At 72.0% G+C, this 22,627-nt stretch carries 20 protein-coding genes; 10 read left to right on the top strand and 10 right to left on the bottom strand.

Annotation, left to right across the window (positions count from 1 at the left end; translation table 11 throughout):
* Window positions 1-4: 4 nt before the first annotated feature.
* Both ACFXKZ_RS02950 and ACFXKZ_RS02945 read right to left on the bottom strand, forming a co-directional pair.
* Window positions 5-889: a LysR substrate-binding domain-containing protein gene (locus ACFXKZ_RS02950; RefSeq protein WP_379995717.1), complete on the bottom strand. Its 885-nt coding sequence runs from the start codon at window positions 887-889 to the stop codon at window positions 5-7.
* Between the two features lie 326 nt (window positions 890-1,215).
* The gene (locus tag ACFXKZ_RS02945) at window positions 1,216-2,427 is read right to left on the bottom strand and encodes a putative Ig domain-containing protein (protein ID WP_379995715.1); all 1,212 of its coding nucleotides are present in this window, start codon (window positions 2,425-2,427) and stop codon (window positions 1,216-1,218) included.
* 391 nt (window positions 2,428-2,818) lie between these two features.
* Between ACFXKZ_RS02945 and ACFXKZ_RS02940 the strand changes: the two genes are divergently transcribed.
* The 5 genes from ACFXKZ_RS02940 to ACFXKZ_RS02920 all read left to right on the top strand — a co-directional run bounded on the left by ACFXKZ_RS02940 (window position 2,819) and on the right by ACFXKZ_RS02920 (window position 8,327).
* Entirely contained in the window at window positions 2,819-3,976 is a 1,158-nt protein-coding gene (locus tag ACFXKZ_RS02940; protein WP_379995713.1) for an alkaline phosphatase family protein, read from the top strand.
* A 137-nt stretch (window positions 3,977-4,113) separates the two neighbouring features.
* Complete coding sequence (locus tag ACFXKZ_RS02935) at window positions 4,114-5,433, top strand: MFS transporter (RefSeq protein ID WP_379995711.1); 1,320 nt, start codon at window positions 4,114-4,116, stop codon at window positions 5,431-5,433.
* The gene (locus ACFXKZ_RS02930; RefSeq protein ID WP_379995708.1) at window positions 5,430-6,428 is read left to right on the top strand and encodes a TolB family protein; all 999 of its coding nucleotides are present in this window, start codon (window positions 5,430-5,432) and stop codon (window positions 6,426-6,428) included. Before ACFXKZ_RS02935 ends, ACFXKZ_RS02930 begins: the two co-directional genes overlap by 4 nt.
* Before the next feature lie 68 nt (window positions 6,429-6,496).
* Complete coding sequence (locus tag ACFXKZ_RS02925; RefSeq protein ID WP_379995706.1) at window positions 6,497-7,240, top strand: SDR family NAD(P)-dependent oxidoreductase; 744 nt, start codon at window positions 6,497-6,499, stop codon at window positions 7,238-7,240.
* Between the two features lie 379 nt (window positions 7,241-7,619).
* Window positions 7,620-8,327 carry a tectonin domain-containing protein gene (locus ACFXKZ_RS02920; protein WP_379995704.1) on the top strand — a complete coding sequence of 236 codons (708 nt, stop codon included), beginning with the start codon at window positions 7,620-7,622 and terminating at the stop codon, window positions 8,325-8,327.
* A gap of 293 nt (window positions 8,328-8,620) precedes the next feature.
* Here the strand turns inward: ACFXKZ_RS02920 and fdxA are convergent, their stop codons facing one another.
* Window positions 8,621-8,947, bottom strand: a complete 327-nt coding sequence (gene fdxA, locus ACFXKZ_RS02915; protein WP_379995702.1) for a ferredoxin — start codon at window positions 8,945-8,947, stop codon at window positions 8,621-8,623.
* Window positions 8,948-9,038: 91 nt separating this feature from the next.
* Here fdxA and soxR point away from each other — a divergent pair, with 91 nt between their 5' ends.
* Entirely contained in the window at window positions 9,039-9,503 is a 465-nt protein-coding gene (soxR, locus tag ACFXKZ_RS02910) for a redox-sensitive transcriptional activator SoxR (RefSeq protein ID WP_379995700.1), read from the top strand.
* A gap of 12 nt (window positions 9,504-9,515) precedes the next feature.
* On the opposite strand, the gene ACFXKZ_RS02905 is transcribed toward soxR, so the two are convergent.
* Complete coding sequence (locus ACFXKZ_RS02905) at window positions 9,516-9,875, bottom strand: MerR family transcriptional regulator (protein ID WP_379995698.1); 360 nt, start codon at window positions 9,873-9,875, stop codon at window positions 9,516-9,518.
* Between the two features lie 58 nt (window positions 9,876-9,933).
* Between ACFXKZ_RS02905 and ACFXKZ_RS02900 the strand changes: the two genes are divergently transcribed.
* Window positions 9,934-10,263 carry a putative quinol monooxygenase gene (locus ACFXKZ_RS02900; RefSeq protein WP_379995696.1) on the top strand — a complete coding sequence of 110 codons (330 nt, stop codon included), beginning with the start codon at window positions 9,934-9,936 and terminating at the stop codon, window positions 10,261-10,263.
* Between the two features lie 75 nt (window positions 10,264-10,338).
* On the opposite strand, the gene ACFXKZ_RS02895 is transcribed toward ACFXKZ_RS02900, so the two are convergent.
* Together ACFXKZ_RS02895 and ACFXKZ_RS02890 are read right to left on the bottom strand one after the other, a co-directional pair.
* The gene (locus tag ACFXKZ_RS02895; protein WP_379995693.1) at window positions 10,339-10,533 is read right to left on the bottom strand and encodes a DUF397 domain-containing protein; all 195 of its coding nucleotides are present in this window, start codon (window positions 10,531-10,533) and stop codon (window positions 10,339-10,341) included.
* Window positions 10,533-11,348, bottom strand: a complete 816-nt coding sequence (locus ACFXKZ_RS02890) for a helix-turn-helix domain-containing protein (protein WP_379995691.1) — start codon at window positions 11,346-11,348, stop codon at window positions 10,533-10,535. Before ACFXKZ_RS02890 ends, ACFXKZ_RS02895 begins: the two co-directional genes overlap by 1 nt.
* A gap of 490 nt (window positions 11,349-11,838) precedes the next feature.
* On the opposite strand from ACFXKZ_RS02890, the gene ACFXKZ_RS02885 reads away from it, so the two are divergent.
* Entirely contained in the window at window positions 11,839-12,033 is a 195-nt protein-coding gene (locus tag ACFXKZ_RS02885; RefSeq protein WP_379995689.1) for a hypothetical protein, read from the top strand.
* 23 nt (window positions 12,034-12,056) lie between these two features.
* Here the strand turns inward: ACFXKZ_RS02885 and ACFXKZ_RS02880 are convergent, their stop codons facing one another.
* The 3 genes from ACFXKZ_RS02880 to ACFXKZ_RS02870 form a co-directional block, all read right to left on the bottom strand.
* Window positions 12,057-12,830 (bottom strand): SDR family NAD(P)-dependent oxidoreductase, encoded by a 774-nt coding sequence (locus tag ACFXKZ_RS02880; protein ID WP_379995687.1) that lies wholly within the window; start codon window positions 12,828-12,830, stop codon window positions 12,057-12,059.
* 79 nt (window positions 12,831-12,909) lie between these two features.
* Complete coding sequence (locus ACFXKZ_RS02875) at window positions 12,910-14,415, bottom strand: M1 family metallopeptidase (RefSeq protein WP_379995685.1); 1,506 nt, start codon at window positions 14,413-14,415, stop codon at window positions 12,910-12,912.
* Complete coding sequence (locus tag ACFXKZ_RS02870) at window positions 14,415-18,317, bottom strand: Pls/PosA family non-ribosomal peptide synthetase (RefSeq protein WP_379995683.1); 3,903 nt, start codon at window positions 18,315-18,317, stop codon at window positions 14,415-14,417. The genes ACFXKZ_RS02875 and ACFXKZ_RS02870 overlap by 1 nt, the downstream gene beginning before the upstream one ends.
* A gap of 607 nt (window positions 18,318-18,924) precedes the next feature.
* Here ACFXKZ_RS02870 and ACFXKZ_RS02865 point away from each other — a divergent pair.
* Window positions 18,925-20,742 (top strand): FtsX-like permease family protein, encoded by a 1,818-nt coding sequence (locus ACFXKZ_RS02865; protein WP_379995681.1) that lies wholly within the window; start codon window positions 18,925-18,927, stop codon window positions 20,740-20,742.
* Between the two features lie 21 nt (window positions 20,743-20,763).
* Here ACFXKZ_RS02865 and ACFXKZ_RS02860 read toward each other — a convergent pair whose 3' ends face one another.
* Window positions 20,764-21,651 carry a sigma-70 family RNA polymerase sigma factor gene (locus ACFXKZ_RS02860; protein ID WP_379995679.1) on the bottom strand — a complete coding sequence of 296 codons (888 nt, stop codon included), beginning with the start codon at window positions 21,649-21,651 and terminating at the stop codon, window positions 20,764-20,766.
* Between the two features lie 254 nt (window positions 21,652-21,905).
* Here ACFXKZ_RS02860 and ACFXKZ_RS02855 point away from each other — a divergent pair, with 254 nt between their 5' ends.
* Entirely contained in the window at window positions 21,906-22,589 is a 684-nt protein-coding gene (locus ACFXKZ_RS02855; RefSeq protein WP_379995677.1) for an FMN-dependent NADH-azoreductase, read from the top strand.
* Window positions 22,590-22,627: the final 38 nt, after the last annotated feature.

Genomic DNA, 22,627 nt, shown 5'->3' with positions numbered 1-22,627 from the left:
GGGTTCACACGTACTCGATCTCCTGGACCCCCTGGCGCCGGGAGTAGTCGAGCAGTGTGCGCACCTCGCGGCTGATCGGACCGCGCCCGCGCACCATGCCGACCGTCCGGATCAGCCTCGGGCTCATCGACCGCACGGCCACACTCGACGCGAACGGCTGGGCCAGGTCGGCGTACCACAGCACCGAGCCGTGCCCGGCCACCACGCACGGGATCCAGGCCCCCCGGTCGTCGGTCTCCATCGCCACCGTCGGCCGCACCCCGGCGGTGGCGAACAACATCTCGAAGTCGGCCCGTCGCGCGCTGCGCCGGGACGGCAGGATCATCGGCAACTCCTCCAGGTCCGTCCAGGAGACCGGATCCGGCAGCCGGGTGTGCTTCGGCGAGACCAGCACCACCTCGTACGAGCGCAGCGGCAACACCTCGAAGCCGCCGGGCGCGGGCAGGTCCACCATCGCGATGTCGGTCGCGCCCGAACGCAGCGACGCGAACAGCGCCTCCCGGCTGTCCTGTCGATCCACCACGATGTGCAACTCCGGGTACTGCTTGGCCAGTCCGGGCAGCAGGCAGCTCGTGCACTCGATCGCGAGCGTGGCGGTCGCGGCGAGGTGCACCGTACCGCTGTGCGTCGGCTCCTCGACGTGCACGATGTCCTTGATCGCCTGCACGCCGCGCAGCACCTTGCGCGCGAGGTTGATCACCTGGACCCCGGCCGCCGTGGGCACGAGACCCCGGCCCACCCGGGCGAACAGGACGACGTTCAGCTCGCGTTCGAGGCTCTGCAACGACCGGGAGAGCGCGGGCTGCACGACGAACAACTCCTGCGCGGCGCCGGTCAGACTGCCGTGCTCGGCGACGGCGATGAGGTAGCGCAACTGTTGGAGGGTCACGGGGTATCGATGCCTCCGCCCGGGAGCAGGATTTCGACCCGCTCGTGTGCCCGGGTGCGCAATAGCGTCCGGTGTGCCGCACGGTGCCTGTCGACCATGGTGTTCCTCCAGGGTGAGACGTGGTGCCGGGGGGCGACTGAAACGGGGCGCGACATCGATGACGGAGCGACCGCGCGGGCCGGCGCGGTACCCGGGGCGGCTGCCCCGAACACCGCGCCGGCCCGCCCGGCGGTGCCGCGTTGCGCTGCGACCGGCACGGTTCGACCGGTGCGCCGTGGACGGATTGGGTAATCGGTTCGTTGCAATCCGTTCACTACGACTGTGGATCAGAACCAGTTCACGGTCCAGCGAAACGCGGCGTCGGCTTTCGCCCCGGCGGCATCGGTGGCGGTCACCTCGGCGGCGAACGTCCCCACACCCCACGCCCGACCCGAGATCACACACGTCGACGCGTTCAGGAACAGCCCCGCCGGCAGATTCCGCCCGACGCACGAATACGGCGCCGTCCCACCCGAGACCCGAAGCGCCAGATTCACCTGCTGATTGAACTTCGACGTCTGCGCCCCCGGATCGGCAATCGTCACGGTCGACGGACCCGGACCGCCCGGGATCGCCTCGGGAGGCAACGGGACCACCCAGAGCGGGCTGTTCGCGCCTTCGGAGCCGACGTAGAGCGACTTGCCGTCGGGGGCGTACATCAACGATTCGCCCTGGGTCGTGCCCGGCGCGGCAAACCTGGCGAGTTGCTGCCCGGGCGCCGAATACACGGTGACGTCGGAGTAGTTGCGGATCGCGAACGAGCGTCCGTCGGGCGCGAACGCGCCGTCGGTCGCGATGTCCGGGGCCGGTCCGACCCGGGTGAGTTCGTTGACCTGGTCGCTGCGCAGGAGCGGCGGCGCCTGGTAGAGCGAACCGGGCGCGCCGAAGAGTTTGCTCGCCACGTAGAGGCGGTTGTCGCGCGGGTCGATCAGCGCGGTTTCGGCGTCGTGCGCGCCGTCGGCGAAACGCAGCGGGAAGCTCGTGGCCGGCACGGTGTCATCGGCGAGCGTCGCGGGCTCGGCGATGCGGTACAGCGTCACCTGGGTCCGGGTGCCGAAGTTGTTGCCGATGTCGGCCGCGAAGATCGCGGGGTTGCCCGCGTCGTCGGTGCCGACCGAGATCGCCTCCCAGTCGGTGTTGGTCGCGCCCGATACGTGCAACACCGCGACGGTGCGGCAGGTGTTCGTGTCGATCGCGAACACGTCGGGCGCGTTTCCGCTGTCGTTGAGCGTGTAGGCGATGCCCGGGTGTCGGGAACTGGGCGCCAGGCCGCTGGATTCGCCGATGCGCGCGTCGGCGAGGGTGCACTGGACGTGGGGTGGGTCGGCGGCGTGCGCGGGGGTGATGCCGACCGCCGTGGCCAGGCCCGTGGCGAGCGCGGCGACGGCGGCGGTGCGGGCGATGCGCAGGGGTCCGGCGGCCCGGCCGCGACCGGGCGGTGCGGGCGTGTCGATCGGGGGGCGGGTTTCCGGTGGGGCCGCGGAATGTGATCTGTTCATGTTTCCAGGAGATGAGGCCGCTCTCACCCGCGTCCAATACCGGTCCGGCATGCATTCATGACGGAACGACATGGCTGCTCCGGTGGTGCACCGCTTGGGCATCGATGCATGCGCGCCGGGTCGGCATACGGCCGGAGACCGCCGCGTCGATCGGCCGAACCGGCGTGTCTCCCGGCCAGTTCAGGCCCCCTGTGCCGAGCGGAATCCAGCTCCCGTGGGGCGGGCAGGGCCCGACTCCCCTGTGCGCGGCGGGCGTTGTTTCGTCCGGGTACCGAAGCCACGCTGCGGTTCCGCTTCGTCCACGCCAAGGAGGCGCCAGGTCATGGCTCACTTCCGATCCGGGTCCCGGTCGACGGCCCGGGGCAAACCCCGATCCACCACCCTTCTCGCATTGTCCGTCGGGGTCGTACTCGGTGCGATCGCCGGCGTCACCGCCCCGGCCTCGGCCGGTCCGTCCGAGCGGGTGCCGGCCGCTCGCACGGTCGCCGCCGCGATCCCGCGCTACGACCACGTGGTGGTCGTCGTGCACGAGAACGCCAACCAGGAGGAGATCATCGGCAGTTCGCAGGCGCCGTATCTCAACCAACTGGCCGCCGGCGGAGCCTCCCTGACCGATTTCCACGGCGAGACGCACCCCAGTCAGCCCAACTACCTGGCGATGTTCTCCGGTTCCACCCAGGGTGTCACCGGCGACGAGTGCCCGCCGCCGGGCTCGCCGTACAGCGCGGACAACCTCGGCCGGCAGCTGATCGACGTCGGTGCCACGTGGGGCAGTTACAACGAGGACTGGTCGGCGGCCGATCCCGGGGCATGTACGAGTGGTTCGTATGCGCGCAAGCACAACCCGTGGTTGTCCTTCGCCAACGTACCCGCGGCCACCACGTATCCGATGACCGCGTTCCCGACGGATTACACCGCCCTGCCCACGGTCTCCTACGTGGTGCCCAACCTGTGCAACGACATGCACGACCGCCTGTTCAACCCGGCGTGCGGGATCTCCACCGGGGACACCTGGACCCGAAACAAGCTGAGCGGCTACGCGGAATGGGCCAAGACGCACAACAGCCTGCTGGTGGTCACGTGGGACGAGGACAACTTCCGCAGCGAGAACCGGATCGCGACCATCCTGTACGGCGCGCACGTCAAGCCGGGTCGATATGCGGGCCGCAAGGACCACTACAGCCTGCTGCGCACCTTCGAGGACATGTACGGCACCCGGCGCTCCGGCCAGGCGGCGACCGCGGCCCCGATCACCGAGGTATGGGGCGACGATGGTCCGGGTCCGTCGACCGTGACGATTGCCGATCCGGGGGCGCAGACGTCGAAGTTCAATCAGCAGGTGAATCTGGCGCTTCGGGTCTCGGGTGGGACGGCGCCGTATTCGTGCGTCGGGCGGAATCTGCCGGCGGGGCTGTTCCTGAACGCGTCGACGTGCGTGATCTCGGGTCGGGCGTGGGGTGTGGGGACGTTCGCCGCCGAGGTGACCGCCACCGATGCCGCCGGGGCGAAAGCCGACGCCGCGTTCCGCTGGACCGTGAACTGGTTCTGATGGTGGGCGAGTTCCGGCGTTGAGCCGATTCCGATCGCTCGACGCGTCGAGCGGGTGGGTGTCGAGGGCTCGAACCAGCCCTCGACGCCCGCCACTTCCTTCCTTCCTGCCCGTGTCCGGCCGCTCGGAGGTCCCGGATGTATCTGTCGTCCAGTCGTTCCGCCGACCTCGCGTCCGGTGCGCGTGATCCGAGGGCGCAGGCGCCGCCGCCGGCCGGGCGTGGCGTACGGCGGGTCGCGCCCGTGGTGCTCGTCCTCGGCGTGGTCTCGCTGGTGACCGACGTCTCGGCGGAGATGGTCACCGCGGTGCTCCCGCTCTATCTCGTGCTCGGACTCGGCCTCTCACCCATGGCGTTCGGCATGCTGGACGGCCTGTACAACGGCGCCACCGCGGCATCGCGGCTGCTCGGCGGGCATGTCGCGGACCGCTTCCGCCGACATCGCACGGTCGCCGCGGTCGGCTACGGGATCTCGGCGGGATGCAAACTGCTGCTGCCGGCCGCCGGCGGGGTCGCGGCGATCGGCGGGGTGCTCGCGGCGGATCGGGCCGGCAAGGGACTGCGAACCGCGCCGCGCGACGCGCTGATCTCGATGGCCGCGCCGCCGGCCGCGCAGGGGCGGGCGTTCGGGGTGCATCGGGCGATGGATACGGCGGGGGCGCTGTTCGGGCCGCCGGTCGCGCTCGCGGTGTTGTGGGTGACGGCCGACGCGTACGACGCGGTGTTCGTACTGAGCTTCTGCTTCGCCGCGTTCGGGCTGCTCGTACTGCTCCTGTTCGTCCGCGACCCGGCGGCCGGTACCGGGAAGGTCGGGGTGCGACGCGCGCCGGTGCGACTGCGGGACGCGGCGGCGGTGTTGCGGGTGCCGGGCTTCGCCCGGGTGTGTACGGCCGCGCTGCTGCTCGGCGCGGCGACCGTCGGGGACGCGATGGTGTACCTGCTGCTGCAACGGCACACCGACCTGTCGCCGCACCTGTTCCCGCTGTTGCCGCTGGGCACCGCGCTGGTCTTCCTGCTGTGCGCGGTCCCGGCCGGCACCGCCGGGGATCGGTACGGGCGCGGCGGGGTCTTCCTGGCGGGACATGTCGCGCTGCTCTGCGGCTACCTCGTGCTGCTCGCGCCGCTGCCCGACCGGGTGTCGATCGTGGCGATCCCGACCCTGCTCGGGGCGTTCTACGCGGGCACCGACGGTGTCCTGATGGCGCTTGCCGCACCGGCCGCACCGGCGGAACTGCGCGGCGGGGCGCTGGCGTTGGTGCAGACCGGGCAGGCGGGTGGACGGGCGCTCGGCGCGGCCGGGTTCGGCGCGGCGTGGACCCTGTACGGCCCGCACACCGCCGTGCTGCTCGCCGCCGCCGGGCTGGCCCTCGCGCTGGTCGCCGCCGTCGCGCTACTGGCCGCCGGCACACTCGCCCCGGGCGCCGGGGCTTCGGCCGACTCGAAGGGGGCTTCCCGATGACCCGTACCGCGCGCCTGACCGTGCTCACCGTGGTCACCGCCCTCCTCGTCGGCCTCGCCGTGCTGTACACCCTGCGGGCGGCGGGCGACGCACGCGCGGGCCGGGACGGCGACTACACGGCGCTGAGCCTGGACCGTCCGGGCCGGATCGTGTTCCGCAGCACCGCCGCCGACGCCGGCCGGGACCACCTCGCGGCGGTCGACGCGGCGCACCCCGGTGAGCAGCGGGCCGTGGCCGCGCGTGGGTGCCTGGTCTTCCACGCCGCGCACGGCACGGGGGTGTGCCTGCAACCGGCCCGGTTGGCGCTCGGCACCTACGACGCGGTGCTCCTGGACACGAACCTGCGCGAGACGAGCCGGCGCGCGCTGGCCGGGACGCCCTCGCGCGCCCGGGTCTCGCCGAGCGGCCGACTGGTCGCGTGGACGTCGTTCGTCAACGGCGAGTCGTACGCCGGCCTGAACTTCTCCACCCGGACCTCGATCCTGGACACGCGCGGCGGCCGATTCGACGACAACCTGGAGTCGTACACGCTGCGCCGCGGCGACGAGACGGTCCGCTCCCCCGACATCAACGTGTGGGGCGTGACCTTCGCGGCCGACGACAACACCTTCTACGCGACGGTGGCCACCGGGGGCCATACCTGGCTGGCGCGGGGCGACGTGGCCGCCCGTACGCTGCGCACGGTGCGCGAGAACGCCGAGTGCCCGTCGTTGTCCCCCGACGGCACGCGCGTCGCGTACAAGAAGCGGGTCCCGGGCGCGGACGCCGACCGCCCGTGGCACCTGTTCGTACTGAACCTGGCCACCAACGTGGAAACCCCGCTCGCCGAGACCCGCACCCTCGACGACCAGGCGGAATGGCTCGACGACGCCCGGGTCGTGTACAGCCTTCCGGGCGACCTGCGCGGCGACGTCTGGACCGCGCGCGCCGACGGAACGGGCCGCCCGAGCCTGCTGATCCCACACGCCCTGTCTCCGGCCGTCCTGCGCGACTGAGTTTCCGAGACCCGCCGGCGGCGCAAGCTCCGACCGAAACCGGCGGTCCAACCAATCGGAGGTATGTCATGTCGGCGCTGAAGGGCAAGTCGGCCGTGGTCACGGGAGGCTCGCGCGGGATCGGGCGGGCGGTGGTGGAGCGGCTGGCCCGGGACGGCGCGGAGGTGGTGTTCGGCTATGTCCGCGACGAGGCCGCAGCCGAGGCGGTGGTCGCGGCGGTCGAAGCGGCGGGCGGCCGGGCCCGGGCGGTACGGGTCGACCTGGGCGAGCCGGGCGCGGCCGAGTCCTTCATGGCCACGGCCGACGAGCACCTGGGCGGCCTGGACATCCTGGTCAACAACGCCGCGACGGGCACCACCTCGACCCCGATCGCCGAGCTGACCGAACAGGACTTCGACCATGTCCTGTCCGTCAACACCAAGGCCCCCTTCCTGACCATCCGCTACGCGGCCCGCCACATGCGAGACGGCGGCCGGATCATCAACATCTCCACCCTCAACACCCTGCGCCCTGCCCCCGGCATCGCGGCCTACGCGGCAAGCAAGGGCGCGTTGGAACAACTCACCAAGGTCGCCGCCCACGAACTCGGCCCACGAGGCATCACCGTCAACACGGTCGCCCCGGGCGCCACCGACACCGACCTCCTCAACGCGGCCAACTCCCCGGAGGCCCTGGCCGCCGTCCCCGCCCAAACCCCCCTACGCCGCCTCGGCCTCCCCACCGACATCGCCGACGTCATCGCCTTCCTGGCCGGCCCCGAAGCCCGCTGGCTAACCGCCCAAACCCTCCACACCAACGGCGGCCTCGGCTGACCGTCGGGACGTGTCGGTCGCGGTCGCGCTCGGATGCCGTGAAGGGAGTTGGCCGCGGCTGCGTCTGCCGGGGCCGATGTCGCGTAAGCGTCGGGGGCTTCGAGCCGTCCGGGTCCGGGGCGTGCGTGGGTGCTCTGGGGTTTCACGCGACGGGCGGCACACGCGGTCGGTCGTGTCCAGTCGCTCGTTCGCGGGATGGGTCTTTCAGCCATGACCCACGCGGACGGCTCCGTGTGTCCGGTCGTGTACCTGGAGTGATCGAGGTAGTGGCGTGAATCCTGGGGTGATCGTTTCGGCCATTCGGTGATCAGACCGTTTGGTCGGGGCGTGAGGTCCGTAGGTATCCGGTGAACGTCCATCGTCAAGGGGAGGAATCGACATGGCCGACTGGAAGACGATCACCGGAAGCCTCACGGCGATCTCGGTGGGGTCGCGAACGATCGTGTGGGGCCTGGACTCCGCCGGCAGCGTCTACCGCTTCACCAACGACGACAACAACCCGTGGGTGAAGATCCCCGGCGTCCTCAGCGACATCGGCGCCGCCGCCGACGGCACCGTGTGGGGGGTCAACGCCGGGAACGAGATCTTCCGCTACATCGGCGACCGGGACTCGGCGAACCACTGGGTCAAGATCCCCGGCAGCCTGGTGCGCATCTCCGCCGGATCACGAACCATCGTGTGGGGCCTGGACTCCGCCGGGAGCGTCTACCGGTACACCAACGACGACAAGAACCCGTGGGTGAAGATCCCCGGGGTCCTCAGCGACATCGGCGTCGCCGCCGACGGCACGGTGTGGGGGGTCAACAAGGGCAACGAGATCTTCCGCTACATCGGCGACCAGGACGCCTCGACGAACCACTGGGTCAAGATCACCGGAAGCCTGGTCCGGATCTCCGCCGGATCCCGCAGCAACGTCTGGGGCCTGGACTCCGCCGGCAGCGTCTACCGCTTCACCAACCACGACGCCAACCCGTGGGTGAAGATCCCCGGAACCCTGAGCGACATCGGCGCCGGCATCGACGGCAACGTGTGGGGCGTCAACTCCGGCAACGTGATCTACCGCTACACCGGGGACCAACTCGGTTAGACGACACCTCCGCCGTGGCGGGGGCGGCGACATCGGCCCCGGCACGGCGGGACCACGGGGGCAACACAGGCGAAGACCGGGGGTGACGCCAAACGGGCCCTTGAGGAGGATTGGACCGACCGGTAGCGGTCCGCCACGAGCGGGTGGACGCGGTCGTCCAACGTTGACGCAGGGCCGCGAAGTCGACGTGGGCCGCCTCGACGGCATCGGGGTACGCCCGGGCTTTGTGATGTCCGGCCAGGGCCCGGTGGATACTCACGCATCGTTGGACACGGCCTGAGCGACCGACAGGGTCAAGCCGCGTCGCCCTGGGGTGGCAGTGCGGTCACGAGCGGGTGGTCTCGGCCTGTCGGGCCGAGCTTTGCGCTGCCGCCGGGATCGCCGAGGGTGGCGAAGAACTCGGCGTTCACGTCGGTGAAGTGCTGCCACTCCTGCGGCATGTCGTCCTCGGAGTAGATCGCTTCGACGGGGCATACCGGCTCGCACGCGCCGCAGTCGATGCACTCGTACGGCTGGATGTAGAGCATGCGCTCGCCCTCATGGATGCAGTCGATGGGGCACTCCTCGATACATGCTTTGTCGGTGACGTCCACACAGGGCAAAGCGATCACATACGTCATCGAACTGCGGTCCCTTCCAGGTCGTTCGTACCGTTGCGACGCGGCCGAACGTATGACCTCAAGTAATGTTGAGGTCAACAGGAGGCCGCCCATGACGAGCTACCGTTCCGGCAAGGTGGGACCCCGCCCGGACGACTGGCTGACCATCGGTGAGGTGAGCGCCCGGACCGGAGCGGCCGTCTCCGCTCTGCGGTTCTACGAGGAACTCGGCCTGATCGCGTCCGAACGCGACGACCGCAACCAGCGCCGCTACCCGCGCCACATGCTGCGCCGGGTCGCGTTGATCTCGGTGGCGAAGCGGATCGGCATCCCGTTGCAGGACCTGCGGGAGGCGTTTGCCGATGTGCCGCTCGACCGTCCGCCCAGTCATCAGGAGTGGCAGCGCGCCTCGCGCGGTTGGAAGCGACGGCTGGAGGAGCGTCGGCAGACCATCGAGCGGCTTGAGGCCGAGCTGACCGGGTGCATCGGCTGCGGATGCCTGTCGATGAAGGCGTGCGCCCTGCTGAACCCGGGCGACACGCTCGGCGAGGAGGGTGTCGGGCCCCGACGCGTGTGAGAGGCCGCCGCTCTAGACGAGGACCCGTTCGTGGGCCTGGGCGGCGGAGATGAGGCCGGCCAGGGAGGTGCGGGTTTCCGAGAGTGCGGAGATCCGGTTGTCCAGACCTTCGAGGTGTTGCTGAAGGGTCTCCAGCGTGCATTCGGCGATCGTGCCGTCTTGGCGAATGCACGGCTGCAGGTCGCGGATGACGCGGGTCGGCAGGCCGGCATCCAGTAGCGCGCGGATGCGTCGGACTATGGCGGGCGCGCCGTCGCCGTAGCGGCGGTGGCCGCTGTCGAGGCGGTCGGGCTCCAGGAGCCCCTGCTCCTCGTAGTAGCGCAGCAGTCGGACCGGGGTGCCGGTAAGGGCGGCGAGCTCACCGATCTTCATGTGCTGCTCCTCACATCCCCTTGAATCTCACATCGATGTGAGATCTTAGCGTGGGGCCATGACGAACACAGCCCGCCCCCTGGCCCTTTACGGATTCCTGCGCCCCCGGCCGGAGTACGCGGACGAAGTCCGGCGCATCCTCTCCTCTTTGGTGGAACCCACCCGGCACGAGCCCGGCAACCTGCAGTACCACCTCCACGAGCACGAGGACGGCCGCTTCTTCCTCTACGAGGTCTGGCGCTCCCGGGAAGACCTGGACCGACACAACGCGTTGCCGCCGCTGCGCGCCTTCCTGGACAACCTGTCGACCTACCTGGAGGAGGCCCCGGAGGTCTACTTCGACACCATGCTCAGCCCGTACGCCGAGCCGGACCCGATCCCCGCCTGAGCCACACGCCGCACATGCAAGGCGCTCGACCGGAAACCCGGTCGAGCGCCTGCAGGTTGTCGTCCCGACCGCGCGTCAGTCCGTACGCAGCGTCGACACCAACGCCGACCAGGAGCTTGGGGCGACAACGAGGTAGCCCACGCTCGGGTCCTTCGAATCACGGACCGGCACGACCGCGAAGCCTGGGGCAACTTCCACACAATCGCCGCTGTTTCCGCTTTGAGTCGACTTGAACCATGATGCGGCGGAAGGGTCAAAAGTAGCGCTCATCAGGCCTTCTCCAGTAGTTCGCGCAAATGGCTCGCCGTCTCCCCCGGTGTCAAGGCATCGGTCTTGGCAAGGTCGTAGCGACGCTCGACTTCCGAGACCGCATTGGCTTCCGAGATCAACTGACCATTGCTGACGGACTCAACGTATGCCACCTCCCCTTCCGGCAGCGTCATCATGCGAAAGCCGCCGTTCATCGCAGCATGGATGGCCACCCGCATGGGCAGCACCTGCAAGACGACGTGCGGACGCTCAGTCAACGCCACAAGGTGCGACAGTTGACCCTTGACGACGTCGGGGGTCATCGCCAGGAGGCGCAGCAGGACGGCTTCGTCTATCAAGGCCCACAACTGCGGCGGAACCTCTCGGGAAAGCAGCCTTTGACGCGCCATTCGCCCGGCGACCAGTTCATCGACCGACGCGTTCACGGGACGCATGCCGCTGATCAACGCACGGGCGTAGGACTCGGTCTGCAGCAATCCGGGCAGTGCCTGGGGCTCGAAGAGGCGGATGCGAGTCGCGCGGGGCTCGGCTCGCAGCAGATCGCCGAACCACTTCGGGTGGATCGGGTTCTCGTTGTCGATCAAGTCGTGCAGATCGCACAGCAGTCCATCCCCGCCGAAGCGAGCGTCGACCGCGCGGGTGAAGGACCACGCGGGGCGTCGTTCGCCACGCTCGATTTGGTACACAAGCGAACCTGAGCAGTGCCCGATCACGCCGAGGTCGTCGGCGCTCAGGTTCGCGGCGTTCCGCCGTTGGCGCAGGTGACGGCCGTACACCGTTTGCGCGTTCGATGTCGTTGGTTGGTCGTGCGACACAGTGCCTGCCTCCCGATGTGCTCAGCTCCGCCTGTGCGACGGAATCACTACCAAACGTAGTCATCGGAGGGTCAATCTGGGGATCACTTCACACATCACGCAAGGCGGAAACAATGCGCAATGGCATGACTTTGACGCTGTATCGCGTCGACCAAAACGGTATGCGGATGGTCAAACCACCTACGCGATACGGGAGTTCGGAGCCCTGGCCCTTCGGCGACAACCCCGCCGACGCCAACCCACCGTGCACGTGCTCGCCGGATTGCCGCTACCCGGGTTCCGGCACGCCGCCGCGCGCGACCTTGTCCCCACCTCCGGGAAGGGCGTCGACCACGTGAGGAATTCTCTTGCCCGCGCGCGTTCTTGGGTGCTGCAACTCTTGGCCCCCGCGTCCCGCGACCGGCCCGGGGGCCAGGCCGAGCGAGCCCCGGGAGCGGGCGGGCCCTCCGCGCCGAAGCCGGCGGACCGGCGAGGCGGGTGGCGGGAGTTCGTGCCGCCGGGACCTGCCGGTGACGAACCACCGGCGCAGGACTCGGCGACAGTCGTTCCGCCGTACCTGATGACGCCGGGCGAACTCGCCGAGCGGCGCCGACGCTACGCCGAAGGACCGGCGCAGGCCGACGCCCGCGCGCGGCCCGCCCATGACTGGGCCGTGGCCGCGCGCGCGGCGGGGGTGATGGCGTGAGCCCGGAGGCACGCCGGGCGTGTTCAGGCCCGCCGGTGCACCACGCGCGCCGACGTTTGGTCCCGGGCCAGCACCGTCATCGCGTCGATGTTCACGTGCGGCGGCCGGGTCGCCACCCACCCCACGCATTCCGCGATGTCCTGGGCCACCAGCGGCGTCATCCCCGCGTACACCGCCGACGCGCCCTCGGCGTCCCCGCCGAGCCGGTTCAGCGTGAACTCGGTCTCGACCATGCCCGGATCGATCTGGCACACCCGCACCGGCTGCCCGCGCAGTTCAAGGCGCAACACCCGCGTCATCGCCGTCACCGCGTGCTTGGCCGCGTTGTACCCGGCGCCGCCCTCGTACGGCTCCCGCCCCGCCACCGACCCGATCGTGATCACCTGACCGTCGCCGGAGGCGATCAGCAGCGGCAGGAACGCCTTCGTCACCCGCAACGTCCCGAGCACATTCGTCTCGTACATCGCCGTCCACGCCGCCTCGTCGGCCTCCGCCACCGACTCCGTCCCGCGCGCGAAGCCCGCGTTGTTGACCAGCACGTCACAACGCTCCACCTCGGCGGCGAACGCGGCGACCGAGTCCGGATCGGCGACATCCAGCGGCAGCGCCCGGCCCCTTCCGGCGCAGCGCGCGACCACCTCCTCCAACCGGTCCTTGCGCCGCGCGCCCAGCACCACGTCGTAGCCCAGACTCGCCAGGTGCACGGCGGTCGCGGCGCCGATCCCGCTGCTGGCGCCGGTCACCACCGCACAACCTCGGGGCGCGGAAGCAGGGTTCGCGGTCTCGTCCTGGCTCATCACGGCATTCCTCTCGTCGACGCCGGCCTCCCCGCACCGTATGCCGGATCGCCCCGCCCCCACATCGCCGCCCTCCGGTTCAGCCGGAGGATCCGCCCTGCCCCGACGTCCAGGGCCACCCCAACCGCCCCCGCCGCTGCGGCGGCGCGGCGGGCGCGGCCGGCGCGACAGGCGGCGCGGAACCGGCCTGCCCCACCGGCAACGGCGGCAGCGCCTCGCGGTCCAACCACGCCTCGAACAACGCGTCCAGCGGCCGGGAGGCGTACCGCGCCGCGTGCGCGGTGAAGTCGTCGGTGGTCACCAGCCCGTGCCGGTGTGTCGTGGCCCAGTCCCGCAACATCGCGAAGAACGCCACATCGCCCAGCGCACACCGCACCGCGTGCACGGTCAGCGCACCCCGCCCGTAGATGCGGTCGTCGAAGATCAGCTTCGGGCGCGGCGACCCGAGCAGCAGGTCCTGCGGTCGCCCGCTCAGGTCGGTGTGCTCGATCGCGGCCTGCACGGCGGCGCTGCGTCCGCCCGAGCGCTCGGACCACAACCACTCCGCGTAGCGCGCGAAGCCCTCGTTCAGCCAAATGTGCCGCCAGTCGGCCAGACCGACGCTGTTGCCGAACCACTGGTGCGCCAACTCGTGCGCGACCAGCCGTTCGGCCCCGCGCGCCCCGTCCACATGATTGGCCCCGAAGGTGGCCATCCCCTGCGCCTCTATCGGGATGTCCAGGTCGTCGTCGGTGACCACCACGGTGTACTCGCCGAACGGGTACGGCCCGAACAGCTCCTCGAACAGCGTCATCATCTGCGGCTGCCGGCCGAAGTCCGACCGGAACCGGGACACCAGCCGCGCCGGCACGTGCGCGACCTGCGGTACGCCCGTCCCCGGCAGCGGAACGGTCTCGTAGCGCCCGATCGAGACGGTGACCAGGTAGCTCGCGGTGGGCGCGGGCTGCTCGTAGACCCAGGTGGAGTTGCCGCCCCGGCTGCTGCGGGTGAGCAACCGGCCGCCGACCACCACGGCGTACATCGACGGCGCGGTGACCGAGATCTGGTAGGCCGCCTTGTCGTCGACCCGGTCGTTGCACGGGTACCAGGACGGCGCGCCGATCGGCTGACCGGCCACGAGCGAGCCGTCGGTCAACTCCTCCCAGCCGACCCCGCCCCACGGGCTGCGTACCGGCTTGGGATTGCCGACATAGTGCACCTCGACGGTGAACGCCGCCCGGGCCCGGATCGCCGTACCCGGCCGCACCCGCAGCTTGCCCGCGCGGTGCGTGTAGCGCGCCTGGTGGCCGTCCACGAGCACCCGACCGATGCGGAACTCGGCCAGGTCGAGCACGATGTCGCCGAGCGGACGATCCCCGGCCACCGCGCCGATCCGGGCGCTGCCGGCCAGGCGGTTGGGACCCGGGCGGTAGTCCAGGGTCAACTCGTAGCGGTGGACGCGATAGCGCGGGTCGCCGTGTGTGGCGAAGTACGCCTCGCCGGCACCCGTGCGCGGCCCCTGGTCGCTCACCGATTCGTGCTCCGTCCCCGTCGCGCCCACCGTCGCGGGACGAGCCGCGCCCTGCGACGCCGTCTCGAAACGCATTACCGTCGCCAGGCCTCGATCGGGTTGCCCAGCCAGCCGGTGTCCTCCGGAACGGTCTCGCCCCGCATCACCAGCGAGGCGGGGCCCAGCGTGCTGCGTGCCCCGATCGTGCTGCCGGGCAGTACGATCCCGCGCGGGCCGAGCGTGGCGCCCTCGCGAAGGATCACAGTATCCATGCGCATGATCCGGTCGTGGAAGAGATGCGTCTGGAGTACGCAGCCGCGTCCCACGCTCACCGCGTCCTCCAGGGTGACCAGGTCGGCCTCGGGCAGCCAGTAGCTCTCGCACCACACGCCGCGCCCGATGTGCGCACCCAGGCCGCGCAGCCACAGGTTGAGCACGGACGTCCCGGAGACCCGGCCGACCAGCCACGGCACGGCCAGCACCTCGACGAAGGTGTCGGCCAGCTCGTTGCGCCACACGAAGCCGCTCCACAGCGGGTGCTCGACCGGGCGGAAACGCCCGACCAGGAGCCACTTGGCCGCGATCGACACCACACACGCCGCCACCCCGCAGGCGAGCAGGACCAGGCCGGAGAGCAGCGCGGCCAGGACGAGCGAGTACGTGCCCAGCCAGGCCAGCGCGGCGAGGCTGAGCAGCGCCAGCGCCGCCGAGCACAACACCGGGATCGCCCGGCACAGCTCGACCAGGCCGCGCGCCCAACGCAGCCGGGCCGGCGGGTCGTAGGTCAGGCCCTGGTCGGCGACGTCGGCCGAGCGCGGCAGGCGCATCGGCGGCATGCCCAGGTACGAGCCGCCCTTCTTGGTCTTCTTCGGCGTCGCCGACAACACGCCGACCAGGCCGCGCGCGGGCACCGAGCGGCCGGGGGCGGTCATCCCGGAGTTACCCAGGAAGGCGCGCTCGCCGATCGTCGCCGCGCCGATCCGGATCCACCCGCCGCCGAGTTCGTAGGAGGCGATGAGCGTGTCGTCGGCCAGGAACGCCCCGTCGCCGACGGTGGTCAGGCTCGGCAGCGCCAGCACGGTGGACGCCTCGACGCCCTTGCCCACCTTCATCCCCAGCGCCCGCAACCACACCGGCGTGAACAGGCTCGCGTAGATCGGGAACAACTTCTCCCGGGCCAGGTCCATCAACTGGGTGACGGTCCACGCCTGCCAGCCGATCCGGCCGTGCAGCGGGTGGTAGCCGGGACGCAGGCCCACGCTGAGCAGCCGCACCAGGAGCACGATCGACAGCGCGTACACCGCGGCGAACGCGGCGACCGCCGGAACCAGTGCGAGCAGCGCGCCGCCGAGCGCCGTGCCGAGCCCGTCGCCGGGGTGCACGAACGCGCCGAGCACGGCCAGCGCGGGCAGCGCGGCCAGGACCGGGAGCAGCGTCGGCAGCAGCCCGGCCACCCCGTACAGCACCGACCAGGAGGCCCGACGCGGCGGCCGGTCGCCGAACCGGCCCCGGTCCACCTTGCCCAGCCGTATCGCCGGCACCCCGCCCCAGCGCCGGCTCGGCGGCACGTTGCCGGTGACCGCGGAGCCCGCCGCGACCTCTGCCGAGCGGCCGATCCGCGCGCCCGGGAAGAGCGTGCTGCGGGTGCCCACGATCGCGCCGGCGCCGACCTTGATCGCGCCGATCTCCAGGCGGTCGCCGTCCAGCCAGTGGCCGGACAGGTCCACTTCGGCCTCCACCGCGCAGCCCCGGCCGAGCTTGAGCAGGCCGGTGACCGGCGGCAGCGTGTGCAGGTCGACGTCGCGGCCGACCTTGGCGCCGAGCGCGCGGGCGTAGCGCAGCAGCCAGGCCCCGGACAGCGAGGTCGCCCCGCTCGCGTCGGCCAGTTGTTCGGCCGCCCACAGGCGCAGGTGCACCCCGCCGCCGCGTGGATACGTTCCCGGGCGCAGCCCGCGCAGCAGCAGTCGGGCGCCGCCTGCGGAGATGGCCACCCGGCCGGGCGGGCTGAACAGCACGGCCCAGCCGGCCGCGACCCACCACCAGGACGCGGTGGGCGCCCACGGGTAGTGGCCGAACCAGGCGGCGACGTTGCCGAGCGCGAGCAGCCCGACCGTCCAGCGCAGGCCGATCAGCGTGTACAGCGGGACGAGCAGGAGCAGCTGGGCCACCCGGGCCCGGGTCGGCGTGGGCGCCACCTTGCGGCTCGCGCCCGCGTCCTGGGCGGAGCGCTCCAGCCGGCGGGCGAGTTTGCGCAGCGTGGGCTGCTGGTAGATGTCCGCGACGGCGGCCGCCGGATATCGCTCGCGCAGCAGCGTGGTGAGCCGGGCGGCGGCCAGGCTGTTCCCGCCGATCGCGAAGAAGTCGTCCTGCGCGGTGTCGGGGGCGATGCCGAGCACGTCGGTCCACTGCTCGGCGAGCCAGGCTTCGGTGCCGTACAGCTGTTCGGCGGGGCCGCTGTCCTCGGTGTCGGCGAGCGGCCAGGGCAGCGCGTCGCGGTCCACCTTGCCGGAGGTGCGGGTGGGCAGGTCGGCGACCGGGGCGAGGCGGGGTACAAGGGCGGCGGGCAGTTCGGCGCGCAGCCGGGCCACCGCGTCCTCGCGGTCCCAGCCGTCGCCGGTGACCAGGTAGCCGACCAAGAGCTGGTTGCCGCCCTTGACGGTGCGAACGGCCGCGGCGGCGCCGACCACGCCGGGCAACGCCTGAAGGGCGGCGTCGATCTCGCCCAGTTCGATGCGTCGGCCGCCGAGCTTGATCTGCTCGTCGCCGCGGCCGACGAAGACCAAGCCCTCGGCGTCGGCGCGGACCACGTCGCCGCTGCGGTAGGCGCGCGCCCAGCCCATCGATTCCAGCGGGGCGTACTTCTCCGCGTCCTTGGCCGGGTCGAGGTAGCGGGCCAGGCCGACGCCGCCGATCACCAGCTCGCCGGTCTCGCCCATCGCGACGGGGCGGCCCTCGGCGTCGACCACGGCCAGCTCCCAGCCGTCGAGCGGCAGACCGATGCGGACCGGGCCCTCGCCGGTGAGCGGCGCGCCGCAGGCGACCACGGTGGCCTCGGTCGGGCCGTACGTGTTCCACACCTCGCGGCCCTCGGCGACCACCCGCTCGACCAGCTCCGGCGGGCAGGCCTCGCCGCCGAAGATCAGCAGGCGTACATCGAGCAGCGCCTCGGTCGGCCACAGCGCGGCGAGGGTGGGCACGGTGGAGACCACGGTGATCTCCTGCTCGGCCAGCCAGGGTCCGAGATCCGCGCCGGAGCGCACGCGCGAGCGGGGCACGGTGACCAGGCAGGCGCCGTAGCGCCAGGCCAGCCACATCTCCTCGCAGGAGGCGTCGAAGGCGACCGACAGGCCCGCCATGACCCGGTCGCCGGGGCCGATCGGCTCGTCCCGGAGGAAGAGGCCGGCCTCGGCGTCGACGAAGGCGGCGGCGTTGCGGTGGGTGACCGCGACGCCCTTGGGCTTGCCGGTGGAGCCGGAGGTGAAGATGATCCAGGCGTCGTCGGCGGGGGTGGGGCGGGCGGGCGGGCGCGGGTCACTCACGTCGCGCGGGTCACCCACGTGAGTGACGCGGAGGTCGCGTTCGGCGCCCAGTACGGCGGCCACGCCGGCCTCGCCGAACACCAGGTCGGCGCGCTCGTCGGGGTCCTCGGCGTCGACCGGGACGTAGGCGGCGCCGGCGGCGAGCACGGCGAGGATGCAGACGTACAGGTCGTTGCTGCCGGAGGGCACCCGGACGCCGACCCGGTCGCCGACCCCGATCCCGGCCTCGGCGAGCCGTCGGCGCAGGCCCTCCACCTCGGCGGCCAGGGCACGATACGTGAGCGTACGGCGGCCGTCGTCGAGGGCGGGTTCGTTGGGGTGGGCACGGACGGTGGCGTCCAGGATGTCCACGAGCGTGCGGGGGGTCGACGCGGGCCGTCCGGAGTAGACGGCGGGGGTCGACGTGGGCGCGGTACCGAACGGATCGTCGGTGGCGCGCAGCGGTAGCGCTATGGCCATGAGGTCCTCATCCCTGGTCCCCGTCAAGGCCTGCGATCGGCTCCCGGGGAGGTGTCGCGGGCCCGGCCCCTGGCCGACCGGGTCGCTTCTCGAGCGTGGCAACCCGACCGACACTAACCCCGTTCGACCCGGAGCCACGACTCCTGACGCAATCAACTACCGCTGAAACAAAGGGAACTGACGTATCGTCAGTTATAAGTTGACGGAGCGTCAGATCCCAAACTCCTTATCTGCCAAGGCTCCTGACACCGAGTCAGCTCACAACCCGGATTACCCTCGACCGCAACCACATGTGACCCACGCAACACCGTATCCCCGCCCCACCCACCCGGCGACCGAAGCTCCCCCGAACGACTGACCCCGGCTCGGCGGTCCTGGAGGCCCGGATCGCCGCGCACCTGACGACGGCCGCACCCGGCGGAGCGGGGCATCGTCCCGGGAGCCGGCCGGGGGTTGTCCCCAGGAGCCGCCGGGCGTCGGCACCATGGGCACCGGGGGTCGACGTGGATTGACTTGTGGGGTGCCTTCGATCCTTGCCCGCGCCCACAGGCGCCCCGCCGTACTCTCCGCCGTCCGCGGCAGGCTCGCCGATCTCGCCGGAAGCTTCGTGACACTCGCGCTCGGCGTCGCCGGTGTCACCGCGATGCTGCTCGTGCTCGCGTCGTCGGCCACGGCCCACGGCACGGGCGACGACCACGACGCCCTGGTCACCACGAACGCTCTGGCCGGTACCGCGGTCGGCACCGCGACGTTCGCCACCGTGTTCGTGGTGACCTCGACGTTCGCGTTCTCGGTCGCCCGGCGTCGGCGCGAGTTCGCGCTGTTGCGCACCGTGGGCGCGACCCCGCGCCGGGTGCGGCGGATGGTGCTGCGCGAAGCGGCGCTGTTGTCCGTGCCCGCGGGCGTTCTCGGGTGCCTGCTGGGGCGCTGGGCGGCGCCCGAGCTCCTGGCCTGGCTCGGGCGGCACGACCTGGCGCCCGCCGGGCTGCCGGCGAGCCGGGCGATGTGGCCCCTGTACGCCGCCTTCGCCACCGGCGTGGCCGTGGCCCTGTGCGGCGCGGTCGCCGCGGCCCGGCAGGCGGCGCGCGTACGTCCCGTCGAGGCACTGCGGCAGGCGGAACTCGACGAGCCCGAGGCGGCGCGAGGGCGGCTGATCGTCGGCGCGATCCTGCTGGTCTCGGTGTTCGGCTACCTGCTGACGACCGCGCTGCTCATGCCGGAGGAGGCGATCCACCGCAAGCACCGCTCGGTCGCCCCGATGCTGATGATCCCCGGAGTCGCGCTTTTGGCACCGCCGGCGATTCGGGGGCTGCTGCACGCCCTGCGGCGGATGACCGCGCGCCGTGCCCCGCTCGTCTTCGAACTCGCCCGCGCGGGCGCGGCGGCGGCACCGAGGCGTACGGCCGCCACGGTCGCGCCGGTGCTGATGACGGTCGCGCTCGCGGCCACGCTGATGGCGGGGGCGGATACCGTGCAGGCGGCGAAGGTCCGGGAGAACCGGGCTCGAATCGCCGCGGACTTCGTCGTCGACGCCCGTGTGCCGGCCGACGAGCTGCGCGCGATACCCGGGGTGGCCGCCACCACGCCGGTGCCGATGACGGTGAAGATGACCCCCGCCGCGTCGAAGTGGATCGCCGTGGAGGCGTACGCGGTCGACCCGCGGACCCTGGGCGACGCGCTGCGCCTGCGGGTCGCGTCCGGTGCGATCGCCGATCTGGACGAGGACGGGGTCGTCGTCCCGGACGACTGGGAGCAGCACGCCGTCGGGGCGCGGATTCCGGTGCGCTCGGCCGACGGAAGCGAACGCCTGTTGCGGATCGTCGCCACGGTCGCCCCGGGAGCGAGCGGCGCGCCGGTGCTGCTGAGCCGGTCGTACGCGCCGGCGGAAGCGCGGCCGGACACGTTCGTTCGGGTGCGCCCGGGGACCGACCGGGAGGGGGCCGAACGGGCGGTCCGCGCCGCGGCGGCCCGGCACGACGCGCGGGTGCGCACCGGCCGCGAGTGGGCCGCGGCGCAGGTCGGCGGGCCGGGCGAGGACCGCAAACGGCTCGCCGTGGTGTTCGTGCTGGGTATCGCCGTGCTCTACGGGTGCGCGGCCATCGCGAACACGGCGGCGATGTCGGCCGCCGACCAGGCCCCCGCCTGGCGGGCCTTGCGGTCGGCCGGCGCGACGCCCGCCCAGGTGCGACGCACGGCGGCCACCGAGGCGGGGCTGACCGTGGCACTGGGCGTCCTCCTGGGCCTGGCGACCACCGCCCTGACCCTGCTACCCCTGTGGACGGCGCTCGCACTGCTGGTCGGCGTGGGCCCGATCGCGATGCCGTGGACCGCGATCGCCCTGACGGCGGCGGCATCCGCGACGGTGGCCGTCCCCGCCGCCGCCCTGACCGCCCACCGCGCCATCGCCCCGCCCCGCACCCGCTGACACCGGACCCGGGCGGTCGGCTCAGTCGCCCGGCCGCCCCGCGCCCAGCGACACCCCGGCCAACCGCGCCGGCTCCGCGATCACCTCGATGTCGGTGATCCGCCCATCCGCGAAGCTCAGCCGCAGTACCGCGAACAGTCGCCCACCCGGCGCGATCACGATGCCGGGCCGCCCGTCGACGAGGGCGACCGCGCCCAGCCGGGCCCGGTGGGCGAACATCCGGGTCTCCTCGGCCACCTCCCGCGCACCCCGAACCTCGCCGGCCACCCCGGTCGGCACCGCGAAGCGGTCGACGCGGCGCACCACGTCCGGCGCGAGCAGCTCGACCAGTGTGTCCAGATCGCCGCCGCGCGAGGCGGCCAGGAACGCGTCCACCACGGTGTAGTGGCGGGCCAGGTCGACCTCGTCGAGCGCGGCCCGCCCCCGTACCCGCTCGCGCGCCCGGCTGGCCAGCTTCTTGCTCGCCACCGGCGTACGTCCCACCACCGGCGCGATCTCGGCGAACGGCACGGCGAACATGTCGTGCAGGACGAAGGCAACCCGCTCGGCGGGGGTCAGCCGGCCGAGTACGACCAGCATGGCCAGGCCCACGGACTCGGCCAGCACTGCCTCGTGTTCGGGTTCGGGCCCGCCCGGCCGCTCCAGGACCGCCTCCGGCGCCGCCGTCAGCGGTTCCTCGCCTCGGGTCCGACGGATCCGCAACATGTCGAGACACACCCGCGCGGTGACCGTGGTCAACCACCCGCCCAGGTTCTCGACGCCGTCGATCCCCGCCCGGTCGACCCGCAACCAGGCCGCCTGCACGGCGTCGTCGGCGTCGTCCAGCGAGCCGAGCATGCGATAGGCGACCGTGCGCAGGTGCTCACGATGTGCCTCGAAGCGCTCGGCCAGGGCCTCGGTTCCGTTCATGGTCACCTTTCCGATCAGGCATCAGTCAGAGGGGAGAAGAGCCGCTACCGAGCACGATGCCGATCGATGGAGGAGACGACAGCCGACTTTACCGCCGACCCATCGGCCTCTCGCGGCACCCGTGCCGCGCGCGGCAGGCATGGCCCGAGCCCGAAAACCCGAGATCCCGCCCCCCTACGCCGGGCCGCCCCGGCGCGCTCCCGCACGCCCCGACACCGGCCCGACGCCCCACCCCGACGCCCCAGGAGCCCCCCGTGAAGTTCTTCCGTCTCGACGCCGCCATCCGCGTCGAAGGCTCGATCAGCCGATCCCTCGCCGACCTCGCCGAGGCCGAGTGGGCCCGCGCGTTCCCGGACGCCGAGTTCGTCCGGCGCGACCTGGGTCGTCATCCCCTGCCCCCGGTCTGGCCGATCGCCGAGGCGAGCCGGACGACGCCGGAGCACGCCCGTACCCGGGAACAACGCGCGGCGACCGCGCTCGGCACGGAACTGGCCGACGAGTTCCTGTCCGCCGACGCCTTCCTCCTCGCCGTGCCGATGTACAACTTCGGCGTCCCCCAGCAGGTCAAGACCTGGATCGACCTGATCATCACCGACCACCGCGCCGCCGACGTCAGCCGCCCGATCGTGCCCGGCCGCCCGGCCCTGCTCGTCCAGGCCCGGGGTGGCGGCTACGCTCCCGGCACCCCCCGCGCCGGCTGGGACCACGCCACGCCGTACCTGCACCGCATCCTCGGCGACGTCTGGGGCCTGGACGTGGCCGCCGCGACGGCCGAACTCACCGCCGCCGACGTCAATCCCGCCCTCGCGGACCTGCGTCCGCTCGCCCACCAGTGCCTCGTCGACGCCCGAGCCGACACGATCCGCCACGCCCGCGCCATCGCCGACCGGCTGCACGCCGCCCCCACCTCCCCTGCACCCGAGCCGATCACGGCCTGACCGACCCGTCGCCGAGGGGGCGCGACGGCACCCGCCTC

This window comes from Embleya sp. NPDC059237 (assembly GCF_042754105.1).
Lineage (GTDB): Bacteria > Actinomycetota > Actinomycetes > Streptomycetales > Streptomycetaceae > Embleya.
Note: the sequence above shows the minus strand (reverse complement) of the source record. Positions and strands in the feature narration are given on the sequence as shown.

Coding starts and splice junctions, on each gene's coding strand:
- ACFXKZ_RS02945 (WP_379995715.1), bottom strand. CDS start 2,427: ATGAACAGATCACATTCCGCGGCCCCACCGGAAACCCGCCCCCCGATC.
- ACFXKZ_RS02935 (WP_379995711.1), top strand. CDS start 4,114: ATGTATCTGTCGTCCAGTCGTTCCGCCGACCTCGCGTCCGGTGCGCGT.
- ACFXKZ_RS02930 (WP_379995708.1), top strand. CDS start 5,430: ATGACCCGTACCGCGCGCCTGACCGTGCTCACCGTGGTCACCGCCCTC.
- ACFXKZ_RS02925 (WP_379995706.1), top strand. CDS start 6,497: ATGTCGGCGCTGAAGGGCAAGTCGGCCGTGGTCACGGGAGGCTCGCGC.
- ACFXKZ_RS02920 (WP_379995704.1), top strand. CDS start 7,620: ATGGCCGACTGGAAGACGATCACCGGAAGCCTCACGGCGATCTCGGTG.
- fdxA (WP_379995702.1), bottom strand. CDS start 8,947: ATGACGTATGTGATCGCTTTGCCCTGTGTGGACGTCACCGACAAAGCA.
- soxR (WP_379995700.1), top strand. CDS start 9,039: ATGACGAGCTACCGTTCCGGCAAGGTGGGACCCCGCCCGGACGACTGG.
- ACFXKZ_RS02905 (WP_379995698.1), bottom strand. CDS start 9,875: ATGAAGATCGGTGAGCTCGCCGCCCTTACCGGCACCCCGGTCCGACTG.
- ACFXKZ_RS02900 (WP_379995696.1), top strand. CDS start 9,934: ATGACGAACACAGCCCGCCCCCTGGCCCTTTACGGATTCCTGCGCCCC.
- ACFXKZ_RS02895 (WP_379995693.1), bottom strand. CDS start 10,533: ATGAGCGCTACTTTTGACCCTTCCGCCGCATCATGGTTCAAGTCGACT.
- ACFXKZ_RS02880 (WP_379995687.1), bottom strand. CDS start 12,830: ATGAGCCAGGACGAGACCGCGAACCCTGCTTCCGCGCCCCGAGGTTGT.
- ACFXKZ_RS02875 (WP_379995685.1), bottom strand. CDS start 14,415: ATGCGTTTCGAGACGGCGTCGCAGGGCGCGGCTCGTCCCGCGACGGTG.
- ACFXKZ_RS02870 (WP_379995683.1), bottom strand. CDS start 18,317: ATGGCCATAGCGCTACCGCTGCGCGCCACCGACGATCCGTTCGGTACC.
- ACFXKZ_RS02860 (WP_379995679.1), bottom strand. CDS start 21,651: ATGAACGGAACCGAGGCCCTGGCCGAGCGCTTCGAGGCACATCGTGAG.